The following is a 14,292-nucleotide window of genomic DNA, read 5'->3' on the forward strand; positions in this document are numbered from 1 at the left end:
ATGAATCTGCTACTCCTGGGTGTGTTACTGGCGATTATCGCCGTTGCCTATCAGATCGGATTAAGTCGAAGCCAGAAATTGGCAGGCCAAGGCAAAAACACAGCAATGCTGAATTCGCGTCCCGGCTACTATGGCGCCATGGTGGCTTTATGGTGTGGTATTCCTGCATTTTTAATCTTCATGATCTGGAATCTGGTTGAACCTGTGCTCCTGGAACAGCTGGTGCTGAAACACCTGCCGCAACAGATGGTCGCAGGCATGGATTCTGCAGCTCTAAGTGTGATCGTGGATCGGGTGCAGGCACTGGCTTCCGGTTTTGGCGTTAGTGATACACCACAGGCTTATGAACTGGCTGCAGCAGAGCAGGTGGCACGTATCATGAGCATCAGCAGTTATGCCAAGCTGGTGGTGGTGATCTCTGTTGCTGTTGCTGGACTGGTTTGGGCCAAAAAACGTATCAGTAATCAGTTACGTGCACGTTATCAGGTTGAAAAAGTTATCAATATCAGCTTGGCACTCTGTTCTGGTGTTGCCATCCTGACCACACTCGGCATTGTTATGTCGATGTTTGGTGAAGCAATGCGCTTCTTTAGCTTCGTCAGCCCAATTGATTTTTTCTTTGGCACACAATGGAACCCTGGTTTTAGCACTTCAGGCAATGCTGAAGGAAGTTATGGCCTGTTGCCTTTATTGTGGGGCACCTTGATGGTCAGTGGAATCGCCCTGTTGGTAGCAGTTCCATTGGGTCTGATGATTGCGATCTATCTGTCCGAATATGCCTCACCAAAATTCCGTTCATGGGCAAAACCGACTATTGAGGTTCTGGCTGGTATTCCAACCATCGTTTACGGTGTGTTTGCCTTGATGATTCTGGGCCCATTTATTAAAACGCTTGGTGCTATGGTCGGTGTTGATATTAATGCGACCAGTGCCTTAACTGCTGGTTTTGTCATGGGCATCATGATCATTCCGTTTGTATCTTCCTTATCAGATGACATTATTACCCAGGTACCACGTGCCTTACGAGACGGTTCACTGGGTCTAGGCGCAACCAAATCTGAAACGATCCGCCAGGTGGTACTGCCAGCCGCTTTGCCGGGCATTATCGGTGCCTTCTTGCTGGCAGCATCCCGTGCGATTGGTGAGACCATGATTGTGGTACTGGCAGCAGGTAATAGCCCGCTGTTACATGCCAATCCACTGGAAGCGGTATCAACTGTAACCATTACCATTGTGAACCAGTTAACTGGCGATACTGACTTTGCCAGTCCACAAGCACTGGTTGCGTTTGCATTGGGTCTGACTCTTTTTGTTATTACCTTAGGTTTGAACATTGTCGCACTGTACATCGTGCGTAAATATCGTGAGCAATACGACTAATGAGTACTTCAAATACCACACCTTTAGATCAGCGTATTGATCCATCTGTTAATGCTGAGCTGCGTGAAGAGCGTAAAAAGACCATTCAAAGCTCTCTTGCACGACGCCATTGCAAAGAAAAAACCTTTCGTATGCTTGGTTTTTCTGCAGTATTGGCGGGTCTGTTCTTTGTCGTATTGCTGTTCGGTAGTATCTTGGCCAAAGGCTTGCCGGCATTCTGGCAAAGCAGTATGAGCCTGTCTATCCATTTCGATCCGGCAATTGTCAATATTGGTCCACAACCCAAACAGACTGCCGGCGAGTCTCCTGCACAGTTTGAACAGCGTATGGTGGATTGGCAGATGCAGGCTGGCATGGTCGACTGGGATGCCCTGATCATTAACGGCATGATTGCCAAAGACGGCAAGCTGGAAAACCATCGTGATGAACTGGGTTATTTATATACTAGTTCAGAAGCCTATCGTCTGCGTGACATGGTACTGAACAATCCAAGTCTGGTAGGAAAAACTCAGGAAGTTAAAATTTTGGCCGACGCCAATGTTGATGTATGGCTTGCAGGTAATATTGACCGTGACCTGCCAGATGAGCAGCAACAGCTAAGTCCTGAAGTCCGCCAGATTGCTGATGACATGAAAGCTTCAGGTGTGATCGAAAACAGCTTCAATACCAATATCTTTACCAATCCGGACTCCCGTAGTTCGCCTGCAACCTCTGGTTTGGCAGGTGCATTCATGGGCTCACTGTTCATGATGTTGATCGTGATCTTTATCTCGATTCCAATCGGTGTAGCTTCAGCCATCTATCTGGAAGAGTTTGCACCAAAAAACTGGATCACCGATGTCATTGAAGTCAACATCAATAACTTGGCAGCCGTTCCGTCTATTGTTTTCGGTCTACTTGGTGCAGCGATCTTCATCGGCTGGATGCATTTACCACTTTCAGCGCCATTAGTCGGTGGTCTGGTACTTAGTCTGATGACTTTGCCAACCGTGATTATTACCACACGAGCTTCTCTAAAAGCTGTGCCACCATCAATTCGTCAGGCAGCCTTAGGCTTGGGTGCCTCACGTTTACAGACTGTATTCCATCATATTTTACCACTCGCACTACCAGGTATTTTGACCGGAGCGATTATTGGTGTCGCACAGGCACTTGGCGAAACCGCACCACTGTTATTGATCGGGATGAGCGCCTTTGTTGCTAGCGTACCGGCAACGCCACTAGATCAATCGACTGCTTTGCCTGTACAGATTTTCCTGTGGCAGGGTAATGAATTGCGTAACTTCTTCGAAGGTCGTACTGCTGCCGCCATTATTGTTCTCCTTGTCATGATGATTGGCTTAAACAGCTTAGCCATCTGGTTACGTAAGAAGTTTGAAGTCCGTTGGTAAGGAGAAAATAATGAAAACAATGAATATTTCAAACTATTTAAAAAAGGATCTATCCATGAACCTCCAGCAAAATAAATTTATTGCAGATGCCGCTGCAACCAAGCCCCTGATTTCATATAATTCTCAGTTCGAGACCCAAGCTGAAAATAAGAAAAAAGACAAGACGGGTAATGTCAAGCTGAGCGCGCAGGATGTACATGTTTACTATGGTGAACTCGAAGCGATCAAAGGTATTGACCTGAACATTTATGAAAATGAAGTGATCGCCTTTATTGGTCCATCGGGTTGCGGTAAATCGACTTTCCTGCGCGCTCTTAACCGGATGAACGACACCATTGATGGTTGCCGTATGACAGGTAAAGTTTTGCTGGATCATCAGGATATTTATGATCCTAATCTGGATGTAGTATTGCTACGTGCGCAGGTTGGCATGGTATTTCAGAAACCAAACCCATTTCCAAAATCTATTTTTGACAATGTGGCCTATGGTCCAAAACTGCATGGTCTGGCTCGCGATAGATATGATCTGGAAGAAATTGTCGAGAATAGTTTACGTAAGGCCGGATTGTGGAATGAAGTAAAGGACCGACTGAATCAGCCGGGAACAACTTTATCTGGTGGTCAGCAGCAACGTCTCTGCATCGCGCGAACCATTGCGGTAAGCCCGGATGTCATCCTGATGGATGAACCATGTTCAGCGCTGGATCCGATTGCGACAGCAAAAGTGGAAGAGCTGATCTCCGAACTTTCTACCCAATATACGATTGCTATTGTGACTCACTCAATGCAGCAGGCGGCACGCGTGTCAGATCGAACAGCATACTTCCATTTAGGCGATCTAATTGAAGTGAATTCGACAGAAAAAGTCTTTAGCCAGCCGGATCATCAGTTGACAGAAGCATACATTACTGGTCGTTTTGGTTAATACACATTTAAAAAATATTTTAAAACAGAATCTTAGGATTCTGTTTTTTTGTTATGCTGTATGTAATTTTTTAAAATTATAAAATTAAATTGAGATGCGTAATTATAATTTGACCAAAAAAGAAGGCAAGGTCGTTGCTGAAACACAGCAAGCGCTCTATCGAGCATTATTCGGTTCAGTGAATTTTCCAAGAAATCTAAGCATCTTTCTGGTTGGTATTAGTCTTTTTATGGCGACTTTGGTTCTGCATGAAGGGTGGTTTCCCACTTCACAAAGCCAAGGTATGAGCAATTATCATCGTTGGTTATATGATGTTTATGTGACGGTTTCCATATTCATTGTACCTTTAATCTACCTGCGTTTTAAGCAGCTCGAAGGCTCTGTCGCTTTCCGAAGAAAATGGAACGCATACATTCGAGCTTATGCGCAGTATCAGTTTAAATTAAAACAAGTGGTAGAAAGTGTAGATGATGACAGGTCTGGTCAGCAAAAGTTAAGCGACTCAATGACTCGGCATTTTTTGAAATATCCATGGTTTCAATATTTACTGATTGGTGTGGTGATTTATGGTTGTATTGCAATGTATATTTGGGTCACACCATTCACGAGTAGCCGAGGATCGAGCTTCTGGATTCTCGCGTGGTGGCCGATTAATGCTGTTATTATCGGGATGCTTTACTATATACAATTTCCGTTAATGCTACGGTGGTTATCAATTGCAAAAATACAAGAACAATATGGAATTTTGCAACTAAGAGCAGTGCGAGAGAATTCAGTCAATAATATGGTTGAAAAAATACCAAATTGACCTAATCTAAGGTTTATAGCCCGAATTAAACTGAGAATAGATTTTATATGTTATTTCATACTCCGAAACTACCGGCTGAAATCCGTATCAGTCACCTGAATGCGCGTATTAATGAACAACGAAAAAAAATTGCGCAAACCACTGCCTCTAAACTGGAGCTGTTGCAGTTAAGTCAGCAACTGGCAAAAGAAGCACGTGCCCGTAAAAAAACTAATGAAAAAATCTACGTGCTCGATTTTAAAGGAGATACTGCTGCTTCTGCAGTTGAACAGCTACGTGAAGAAATTACCCTGATTCTGGCAACAGCAAAAGCTGGACGCGACCGTGTAATCGTACGCTTGGAAAGTCCCGGTGGTATGGTACATGGCTATGGTCTGGCAGCTGCCCAACTGGTGCGATTACGTGAAGCAGGATTCCATTTGACGATTTGCGTCGATAAAGTTGCTGCTAGCGGTGGTTATATGATGGCATGTATTGCCAGCGAAATTATTTCTGCCCCGTTTGCGATTGTGGGTTCAATTGGTGTAGTTGCTCAAGTGCCGAACTTTAACCGTCTGTTGAAAGACAACAAGATTGACTTTGAACTGTTTACGGCAGGTGAGTACAAACGTACTGTAACCATGTTCGGTGAAAATACTGAAGAAGGTAAAGCCAAGTTTGAAGAAGAAATTCAGCAGACTCATGCGCTATTTAAGCACTTTGTAGAAAAGTATCGTCCGCAACTCAATGTTGAAAAAGTGGCAACAGGTGAGCACTGGTATGGTCAGGATGCGCTGGATCTGAATCTGGTGGATAAGCTGCAAACATCGGATGAGTATGTGTTGGGTTTATTGCCTCAGCATGATGTGTATACGATCAATACACGTAAGAAACCAACTTTAGGTGAAAAACTGGGGTTGCAGGCAGCACAAATTGCTGATTCTCTAATTCCTGCTGTAATGAACAAAGTAGTCGATACGCTGACGAAAGCCAATTCGAATTTGGTTCAGATGCGTGATCCGAAACTTTAATTTATTGCTCTGAAAATGATATGGAAAGCTCACTTCGGTGGGCTTTTTTATTTTTGAAATCAAATAATTATGATATAAGTGAAGTACTTTAATTGAGTCTAGGCTCATATGCTCACGTTCATTTTATTATTGGGATTCTTTAGCATCGTGTTTATTCCGATGTTATGTATGCTCTATGCTGAAGCCAAACTCATAAATAATGATTCGAAGAAGATTCTGTTTTGGCTGAGCTTTCTACCTGGTGCATGTATTTTTCTATTATATGGTGTTTTAAAGCCAAATAATCCACCCGTTACTCCATCGAAAGAATGTGGTGTGGTGCAGTCTTATCAGATATATAAAACTCGAGGTGGAACTCAGCATGAAAGCGTAATCATTCGCTTCAATGGTGCCAAGTATAGTCGTTATTTATATTTCGATAAGGATTCTGAGAAAATGCCGAAAGGGCAAAGGGTCTGTTTTGAGTATTTAGATAAGTTTAAATACCCACACTTGTCAAAATCTAAGTTGGTTAAATGGATTGACCCCACTGAAATGCCGACCATCACTGAAGCTCATCAGATAAAATAAAGCATATTTTACTGTTAGAGCAGAAACATGGCTGTCGCTGAAGCATATCTTGCAACGCAAAACTGTTATTTTAATTACGAGTTTGAAGAATTGAATTTAGAGGATTTTCCTGAGGAGTTATCTGTGTCACTGCGTGGCATAATGTTCCGCCATGAAATTCAATATCCTGATGCAATCTATTTCATTTATTACAGCGAGATATTGACGGGGAGTGAATTGCAAAAAATGAAAGATGATTGGAAGCGATATTGCCCACTTCCATAATTGAAAAATAGGAAGGTAATTAAATCCATGATTCAAAACTTTAATTCATGATGATCTAAAAAGCTCACTTTAATGAGCTTTTTTTATTTTGTGAAATCAGCATCAGTGCACCCGTAAACATCGACCCAACTGTTGCTAAAAACATATCTTTATGTGCATCCCACATGTCGCCTTGCTGACCATTATAACTTTCTGCCTGTTCAGGGGATAAGCCAATCGCAATCAGCCATTCGATCCATTCATAAATCAGGCTGGTTGCCATGACAAATTGAATGACTAACAAGAAAACTGTGAATGGTTTTTGCTGCGGCAGCCAGACCTGAAACAGCCGGTAAAATACCGGGTAGAGTAGAAGGCCAAAAGCCAGGTGTACAAAACGGTCAAACATGTTGCGTGACCAGCCTATGGCAGCATTCAGGTCAAAGCCAAAGAGTGTCTGAGTCCATTCATTATAAGGTACATAAGAATACAGATAATGTGCAGCAACCACATGAATCAGCAGAAAAGCCAGATAGAGGTTGAAACTGAAGAAGCTCAATCCGATTTTATACAGGCACAAGATCAACATAACGATCATAAAAACCGTACCTGTTTGATGGAGCAGATAAGATTCCATTTCTAAAGGATGAATACTGGCAAAGATAATCGCAATTGCCAAAATCCCTAAACTAACAAAATGTTTGCTGCTTAATCGATGATCCATCATCTATTTCTATATCATTTTTCTTAAAGTTAGACATGATTATAAATAAAAAAAGCGAAGCCGGAGCTTCGCTTTTGGTCTTAATTGTCTAAATTAGATTTTAGCGATTAAGTCTTTAATTTGTTTTGCTTGTTCAGATGCATTACCTGTATATGTTGCAGGTGTCATTTCAGCCAAACGAGCACGATCCGCTGCAGGAACAGCTTCTAATTCGTTACCGTTTACGAAATCAACCATCATGTCACGAGTCATTGCTTGACCACGAGTCAATGCTTTTAATTTTTCATATGGTTTTTCAACATTATAACGACGCATAACCGTTTGAATTGGTTCAGCCAAGACTTCTTGAGCATTGTCTAAGTCTTCATCAATACGTGCAGCATTCAATTCAAGTTTACCCACGCCTTTTAAGCAAGCTTCAAACGCGATCAAGCTTTGCGCAAAACCTACACCCATGTTACGAAGAACAGTTGAGTCAGTCAGGTCACGCTGCCAGCGAGAAATAGGCAGTTTTTCGCCAAGATGTGCAAGAACTGCATTGGCAATACCCAAGTTACCTTCTGAGTTTTCGAAATCAATCGGGTTAACTTTATGCGGCATAGTTGAAGAACCCACTTCGCCTTCTTTTAGTTTTTGCTTGAAGAAACCAAGCGAGATATAACCCCAAACGTCACGATTAAAATCGATCAAGATGGTATTGAAACGACGAAGCGCATCAAACAGTTCCGCCATGTAGTCATGTGGCTCGATCTGAGTGGTGTACGGATTAAAAGTCAAACCTAAAGATTCAACAAATGCTTGTGAATGCGCAGGCCAGTTGATGTCTGGGTAAGCTGAAAGATGCGCATTGTAGTTACCCACTGCACCATTAATTTTGCCCAGTAGCTCAACTTGTTTGAACTGTTTGATTTGACGGGCAAGACGGTAAGCCACGTTCGCCATTTCTTTACCCAAAGTTGTTGGGCTCGCTGTTTGACCATGTGTACGAGACAACATTGGTTGGTCAGCATGTTTCTCAGCCAATGCAACAATTGAATCAATGATTTGTTGCATAGACTCAACCAGTACATCACGACCGCTTTTCAGCATTAATGCATGAGACAGGTTATTGATGTCTTCAGAAGTACATGCAAAGTGAATGAATTCGCCTGCATTTTTCAGTTCTTCAATGCCTGCAATTTTTTCTTTCAGGAAATACTCAACCGCTTTTACGTCATGGTTAGTCGTACGCTCAATCTCTTTAATGCGGTTTGCATCTTCTTCAGAGAAATCTGCAACGATTGCATCAAGTGCTGCATTGGTTTCAAATGAGAAAGCTGGCACTTCAGTGATTTCAGGACGGTTGGCAAGCGCTTGTAACCAACGCACTTCAACAGTCACACGAGCATGGATCAGACCAAACTCAGAAAGAAAAGGGCGCAGCGCATCACATTTGCTAGCGTAGCGTCCATCTAATGGAGAAAGTGCAGTTAAAGCGTTCATATCGATTCCCTAAATTTTGGAATTAAACGAAAAACGAGATACGCGTACAGCATCAGTTAAACTGCCTGAAACTGTAAGCGCGCGAGATTTTGGATATCCTGTAGCAGCTTGCGCTTGCCAAAAACCATACCCCAGGAACTGCCGCCGAGTTGACGCCATAGGTGTGCCATTTGCAGGCCAGTAAACAATGAAGCACGAATACGGTTGGTGTGACCGGCATCTTTAAAGGCTTCAGCATTACCACGCACCATAATGCGCGGATTAATCTGTCCGGCAGTATCCACATAGGTTTGTGCGAGATTGGCAATGATGCTGGGGTGCATATAGTTATTGTCGAAAAAGGAGAGCTGTCTTAGAATTTTTTGCTGGGATTGTTCAATAATTTCAACAAATTTAGGATTGCTGTAGACCTTCTTTTCTAACTGAAGAAGTGCCATCGCATAGGACATTGGCAGCTTGGTAGAGGAGAGTTTTGGAAGTCTGGATTTTGGGCTGGTATCGAAGGGTTGAGTAATGGAACTTTCTAAGGTCTTTAATCCGAGAGAAATATCAGCCAGCTGATTAAAGAGATCCAGGGTCTGAACATTAAGTGAGCCGCTTGGTCGGATATTTAAACTGGCTTTAATCAGCTGTTCAAAATAGAAATTACCACTTTCACCAATGCTTTGCTGACCGGTTAAAGCAGTCATATGGGTCAGCTGGGTGGCCTGAAACACACCCGCTAACGCCAAAGCACGGTTTTGACGAACATTCAACGCTGTGGCCTGTTGAAAAGGTAATTTCGTCATGCCGACCTCATCCTTATATAAAATCAGGTTTAGGTGCATTGGTATGATGAATCACACCGCCACCCAAACATACTTCACCTGAGTAGAACACCACGCTTTGACCTGGGGTCACAGCTCGTTGTGGCTCATCAAATTCTACCCGAACACCTTGGGGTGTTTCTGGATCCTTATAAATGGTACACGCTTGATCAGGCTGACGATAGCGGGTTTTTGCCGTACAGCGGAAACCTGATTCAGAGATCTCCTGCTCACCAGCTACCCAGTCAATCGCTTCACTCCAAAGCATGGTGCTTTGCATCAGTGGATGTTCATGGCCCTGACCAACCACGAGACGGTTACCCTCGATATCTTTGTGCAGTACAAACCAGGCACCTTCTTCAGCGCCTTTCATACCGCCAATGCCGATCCCGCCGCGTTGACCGAGCGTATAGTACATTAAGCCGTGATGTTCACCAACCTCTTTACCGTCTTCTAGCACGATTTTTCCGGGTTGAGCCGGTAAATATTGCTTCAAGAAGTCATTAAAGCGGCGTTCACCAATAAAACAGATGCCTGTCGAGTCTTTCTTCTTTGCTGTGGCAAGACCTAATTCTTCTGCAATTTTACGTACTTGCGGCTTTTCAATTTCACCCACCGGAAACAGAGTCTTATTAATTTCACGACCATGAACGGCATGCAGGAAGTAAGTCTGGTCTTTATTGTTGTCTACGCCACGCAATAAAGGTGCATATTGATCACCTTTAGAATTGGTCATGGTTTCACCACGACGACAATAGTGACCCGTCGCAATAAAGTCTGCACCCAGGTTGATCGCATGATCCAGGAAGGCACGGAATTTAATTTCTTTATTGCATAAGATATCCGGGTTTGGGGTACGGCCGGCCGCATATTCAGCCAGGAAATGCTCGAATACGCGATCCCAATATTCCATCGCAAAGTTGGCAGTATGCAGTTTAATCCCGATCTTGTCACAAACGGCCTGAGCATCGGCAAGGTCATCCATTGCCGTGCAGTATTCTGTGCCGTCATCTTCTTCCCAGTTTTTCATGAAAAGACCTTCAACCTGATAACCTTGTTGAAGTAGGAGTGCTGCAGACACAGATGAATCTACACCACCAGACATTCCGACGATGACACGTTGTTGCATGGGATTAGGCATCCAAATTTGAAATTAAGGGAGAGTTTTGGTGCTCGTAAATGAGCGATAAAGGGTATTTTTGACCAGAAAGCGCATCCCGTACGGCTTTAATCACCAGCGGACTACGCGCACGAGCTGACTCTTGCAGTTCATCTAAAGTCATCCAGACTGCACCGACAATGTCCGTATCTAAAGTTGCATGTGGGTCATAATCAACCGATTTGGCTAAAAAACAGAAGCGAAAATAAGTACGGTCTGGGAACATCGGCGGGGTATAGGTATACATGCCTAAAAGATGGGTCACTTCAACCGTATGTCCGGTTTCTTCCATGGTTTCACGAATTGCGGCCTCGACAATGGTTTCACCGCATTCTACATGACCTGCTGGCTGATTAAATACTGTGTGTGTCACACCTTCTGTATGTTCTTCTACAAAAAGGAATTTTCCGTCTTTTTCGACAACGGTTGCGACAGTGACGTGAGCAGTCCAAGCAGTCATAGAAACAGCACCATGGAAAATGATGCACTATTGTATAAAATTTTGTGGTGTGTGGCTATGTTGAGAGGGGATTTCTTTAGCTACTAAAAAATTATTAGTTTTAAATAAATAGGGTCTGTTGACATTTGTTGATTAAAAAAATAGCGAGATAGTAAAATTAAATCGCCAAACCCAATTTTACACTCGCTATGCCTCGAACAATGCTAAATGATCAACACTGGTCCAAGTTACTTGCTATTTTCCGTCACTTTAATATTTATCTCAAATTAAATTTACGGAATTTTATTGAAGCGATTTTATTTCGAATTAGAACAGGCTGTCCTTGGCGTGATTTACCTCAAGAGTTTGGTAAATCAAATTCTATTTTTAAGAAATATAATCGATGGTCTAAAAATAGTAAGTTTATGAATATTTTTAAATTATTCAGCCAGCATGCTGATAAAGAGTGGATTTTTATCGATGGGAGCCATGTACGAGCGCATCAACATTCAGCTGGTATTAAGAATCAAAGTATTTCCAAAAGTATTGGTGGTAATAGTTCAAAAATACATTTAGCAATCGATTCAAATGGTAATCCTATTGAATTTATTATTTCAGATGGAACTTCACATGATATTAAGGTTGCACCTGATCTTGTATCAAAATTAGATTTAACAGAGTCAGAAATGCTATGTGCAGATAAAGGCTATGATTCAGAAAGTTTCAGAAAGAAAATTAGAGAAAGTAATACGAAAGCAAACATTCCTCGAAGATCAAATGCCAAATCTAGCAATGATGATATGGACTGGTATATGTATAAAATCAGACATTTAGTTGAAAATGCATTTTGTAGATTAAAACAATTTAGAGGAATTGCCACAAGATACGATAAGCTAAAACGTAACTATCAAAGCGCTGTTGCTTTAGCTTGTATATTTATATGGTTGCCTCTTTAGCTCAATTTATCGGCTGTAAATGTCAACACACCCTAAGCAATTTTATGAAATATTGCCTCTATTTTAAGCGTAAAATACTGAAAATCACTAAAAAAGCTCAATTCAACAGCATTAAGCTTTTATGTGTATAACAAAACTATGAATTATAAAAAATAATTTCTTATAACGTGTATCATGTTAATTGAGAAATATTAAGCATAAACTTTAAACAATATTCAGGTCTAAGCTTAAACCAAATACAATGCCTTGCTGGCTGTTATACGCATATGCTTCCCCATCATGTAACATCATAATAGATTTCACGATTGATAGCCCCAAACCGCCCGTTTTTGCTAAAAATTCAGCAATTTTAGTCTCGTCTTCAACAATAAGTATATGCATTTCAAAAATATTATATGAATTTCTCTGCCTCAACATTACAAATCTGTAATTTCATTGTCATGCAGTAGTGGCTTTATTTTGACTAAGCTAAGTCATCTCTTCATTTAGCTTAATTGAACTCATGAAAAAACTTCTATGTGTTCCGGCCCTTCTATGTAGCTCACTCGCATATGCTGCTCCATCAACCAGCTATGTGATGGACTTAAAAATTGCGAATCAACTCGCGACAAACATTATGCAGGCTTGTACCGATATGGCAAAACCTGCGGCGGTGGTCATCCTTGACCAAGGTGGCAATGTTTTGGCAAGTCAGCGTCATGAAACAGTGGGTATTCATAATCTCATCGCAGCAGAAAGGAAAGCTTTTACCGCATACTCAACCAAGGTTACGACCTTAGAATTTATGCGTAATGCTCAGAAGAATAGCGATTCACAGAATTTAACCAGCTTACCCGAATTGTTGCTTTTAGGCGGAGGCGTGCCAGTCTTTTATAAAAAGCAGTTGCTGGGTTCAGTTGGTGTGGCAGGTGCAGGAGGATCATTACAAGATGACCAATGCGCGCAGCAAGGGATAGATAACACCCTTAAATTATTTTAAGACAATATCATTTTATAGAGGAAAACTGTTATGAAAAAATTATGCTTATTTGCAGGCTCAGTATTATTTTCAACATGGAGCATGGCACAAAACCCTTTAAGCGTGCATGTGCTTAACCTGGAAAATGGTTTACCATCACCTGAGGTGAATGTAACCTTAGAAGAGCAAAAAAATGGAAAATGGGTGCAAATTTCACAAGCTAAAACCAATGAACAAGGACGTATAACCGCATTATTTCCAGAGAATCAGAAATTTAAAAATACCACCTATAAAGTGACTTTCAAAACGGGTGAATGGTTTAATAAACATAATAAGAAAACCTTCTTTCCCGAAGTTCCTGTGATTTTCCAAACAGATGGTTCGGTAAATCACTACCATATTCCTTTATTACTCAGTCCGTATGGTTATTCGACATATCGAGGTAACTGAGTCCATTAAAGGATTTATCAAGTTAACTGATGTTATACAATAACGTCTTATACTATGTTTGGATCTAAACTAATACTAAAACATGTATAGTACTTATTTTCAAATCTAGGTAATTGTATAACATCAAAAGTGAATCCATTTAATATAATCGCTGTTATACGAAATAGAACTCTATTGATATCTCCTAAAAATATTTACCTAAAACTTTATAAAATAAGGAAAAATATCATTTTATTCGTAAGTCGGAGTAGAGAATACTTCTTAACTAATGAAATCGAATTAATTTAAACTATGGATCTTTACTTTATTATTCTACTATTTAAAGGAATCTCCTATGTCTGAACTGCACTTCTACATCACCTTACTGGGCGGTAAACATGAAAAAGCCAATGTAGAAGTACATGATGTAATTCCTGTGATTAGTTCAGATATTGAATCTGCGTATCCTTATTTAAAACAACAATGGTTTGGTTTGCAAAAGGGGCTACATGTCGATGGCTGGATGAAAATCAATGGAGTGAGTTATCAAGGAGTAAATTATCAGGTCCAGATTAGTGATCTGCCTGTAAATACCCGTTTAAAACTGTTCCTGATTAATCTGGGTGCATATCTTCCGGACCAGTTTGGGGAAATACATAAATATTTGGTAGTGGCTGCCAAAAACAAGACAGAAGCCAAGGCACAGGGCAAAATGGCAATTGAAAAAGGCTGGTATAAACCACATACCGATGCAGTGATTGATATTGATGACTGTTTAGAATTGAACCAGATTGATCAGAAATTTATACATTTGATCGAAGGGGAATTTGAAGCGAACAGCTTTAAGAACGATTATCTGATTATTCCGTAATTTAAAAAATGGCTAATCGAAATGAAGTGGCTATTCTGATATTCATGAAGTGATATTGCTATAAAACTCCCGGTATTTAATTTTTTTAAATGAAATATTAGGTGTTTAAAGAGAGTTGAATATCATCTTAAACTCACTACT

General features: G+C 41.2%; 17 protein-coding genes. 11 read left to right on the forward strand and 6 right to left on the reverse strand.

All coding sequences use genetic code 11. The features are described 5' to 3' along the window. The 7 genes from pstC to F955_RS09875 all read left to right on the forward strand — a co-directional run bounded on the left by pstC (nt 1) and on the right by F955_RS09875 (nt 6,348). Complete coding sequence (pstC, locus tag F955_RS09845) at nt 1-1,380, forward strand: phosphate ABC transporter permease subunit PstC (protein WP_004894029.1); 1,380 nt, start codon at nt 1-3, stop codon at nt 1,378-1,380. After that, entirely contained in the window at nt 1,380-2,771 is a 1,392-nt protein-coding gene (gene pstA, locus F955_RS09850; protein WP_004894031.1) for a phosphate ABC transporter permease PstA, read from the forward strand. The genes pstC and pstA overlap by 1 nt, the downstream gene beginning before the upstream one ends. Before the next feature lie 10 nt (nt 2,772-2,781). Continuing rightward, a complete protein-coding gene (gene pstB / locus F955_RS09855) occupies nt 2,782-3,696 on the forward strand; it encodes a phosphate ABC transporter ATP-binding protein PstB (protein WP_004810494.1) in 915 nt (304 codons plus the stop codon). A 94-nt stretch (nt 3,697-3,790) separates the two neighbouring features. Further along, on the forward strand, nt 3,791-4,504 hold the full coding sequence (locus F955_RS09860) for a hypothetical protein (protein WP_004894033.1): 714 nt from the start codon (nt 3,791-3,793) through the stop codon (nt 4,502-4,504). Between the two features lie 47 nt (nt 4,505-4,551). Continuing rightward, nucleotides 4,552-5,514 carry a protease SohB gene (gene sohB / locus F955_RS09865; protein ID WP_004894036.1) on the forward strand — a complete coding sequence of 321 codons (963 nt, stop codon included), beginning with the start codon at nt 4,552-4,554 and terminating at the stop codon, nt 5,512-5,514. A 108-nt stretch (nt 5,515-5,622) separates the two neighbouring features. Next, nucleotides 5,623-6,084, forward strand: coding sequence for a hypothetical protein (locus tag F955_RS09870; protein ID WP_004894039.1), 462 nt, complete (start codon nt 5,623-5,625; stop codon nt 6,082-6,084). A gap of 27 nt (nt 6,085-6,111) precedes the next feature. Beyond that, nucleotides 6,112-6,348 (forward strand): hypothetical protein, encoded by a 237-nt coding sequence (locus F955_RS09875; protein ID WP_004894041.1) that lies wholly within the window; start codon nt 6,112-6,114, stop codon nt 6,346-6,348. Nucleotides 6,349-6,412: 64 nt separating this feature from the next. On the opposite strand, the gene F955_RS09880 is transcribed toward F955_RS09875, so the two are convergent. The 5 genes from F955_RS09880 to F955_RS09900 all read right to left on the reverse strand — a co-directional run bounded on the left by F955_RS09880 (nt 6,413) and on the right by F955_RS09900 (nt 10,958). Next, the gene (locus F955_RS09880; RefSeq protein WP_004894044.1) at nt 6,413-7,054 is read right to left on the reverse strand and encodes a DUF2238 domain-containing protein; all 642 of its coding nucleotides are present in this window, start codon (nt 7,052-7,054) and stop codon (nt 6,413-6,415) included. Between the two features lie 90 nt (nt 7,055-7,144). Beyond that, on the reverse strand, nt 7,145-8,533 hold the full coding sequence (gene purB, locus F955_RS09885) for an adenylosuccinate lyase (protein WP_004894046.1): 1,389 nt from the start codon (nt 8,531-8,533) through the stop codon (nt 7,145-7,147). 56 nt (nt 8,534-8,589) lie between these two features. Then, complete coding sequence (hflD, locus tag F955_RS09890) at nt 8,590-9,321, reverse strand: high frequency lysogenization protein HflD (protein ID WP_004894049.1); 732 nt, start codon at nt 9,319-9,321, stop codon at nt 8,590-8,592. Between the two features lie 13 nt (nt 9,322-9,334). Next, entirely contained in the window at nt 9,335-10,468 is a 1,134-nt protein-coding gene (mnmA, locus tag F955_RS09895; RefSeq protein WP_004894053.1) for a tRNA 2-thiouridine(34) synthase MnmA, read from the reverse strand. A 4-nt stretch (nt 10,469-10,472) separates the two neighbouring features. Then, nucleotides 10,473-10,958, reverse strand: coding sequence for an NUDIX hydrolase (locus F955_RS09900; protein WP_004894054.1), 486 nt, complete (start codon nt 10,956-10,958; stop codon nt 10,473-10,475). 188 nt (nt 10,959-11,146) lie between these two features. Here F955_RS09900 and F955_RS09905 point away from each other — a divergent pair, with 188 nt between their 5' ends. After that, nucleotides 11,147-11,893 (forward strand): IS5 family transposase, encoded by a 747-nt coding sequence (locus F955_RS09905; protein WP_026056797.1) that lies wholly within the window; start codon nt 11,147-11,149, stop codon nt 11,891-11,893. 204 nt (nt 11,894-12,097) lie between these two features. Here the strand turns inward: F955_RS09905 and F955_RS09910 are convergent, their stop codons facing one another. Then, nucleotides 12,098-12,274, reverse strand: a complete 177-nt coding sequence (locus tag F955_RS09910; protein ID WP_017401386.1) for a hypothetical protein — start codon at nt 12,272-12,274, stop codon at nt 12,098-12,100. 121 nt (nt 12,275-12,395) lie between these two features. Between F955_RS09910 and F955_RS09915 the strand changes: the two genes are divergently transcribed. The 3 genes from F955_RS09915 to F955_RS09925 all read left to right on the forward strand — a co-directional run bounded on the left by F955_RS09915 (nt 12,396) and on the right by F955_RS09925 (nt 14,151). Beyond that, complete coding sequence (locus F955_RS09915; RefSeq protein ID WP_004894059.1) at nt 12,396-12,872, forward strand: heme-binding protein; 477 nt, start codon at nt 12,396-12,398, stop codon at nt 12,870-12,872. A 30-nt stretch (nt 12,873-12,902) separates the two neighbouring features. Continuing rightward, complete coding sequence (gene uraH / locus F955_RS09920; protein ID WP_004894061.1) at nt 12,903-13,301, forward strand: hydroxyisourate hydrolase; 399 nt, start codon at nt 12,903-12,905, stop codon at nt 13,299-13,301. 334 nt (nt 13,302-13,635) lie between these two features. Then, the gene (locus F955_RS09925; RefSeq protein WP_004894063.1) at nt 13,636-14,151 is read left to right on the forward strand and encodes a DUF1543 domain-containing protein; all 516 of its coding nucleotides are present in this window, start codon (nt 13,636-13,638) and stop codon (nt 14,149-14,151) included. Nucleotides 14,152-14,292: the final 141 nt, after the last annotated feature.

The organism is Acinetobacter schindleri CIP 107287 (assembly GCF_000368625.1).
In the GTDB taxonomy this organism is placed as follows: domain Bacteria; phylum Pseudomonadota; class Gammaproteobacteria; order Pseudomonadales; family Moraxellaceae; genus Acinetobacter; species Acinetobacter schindleri.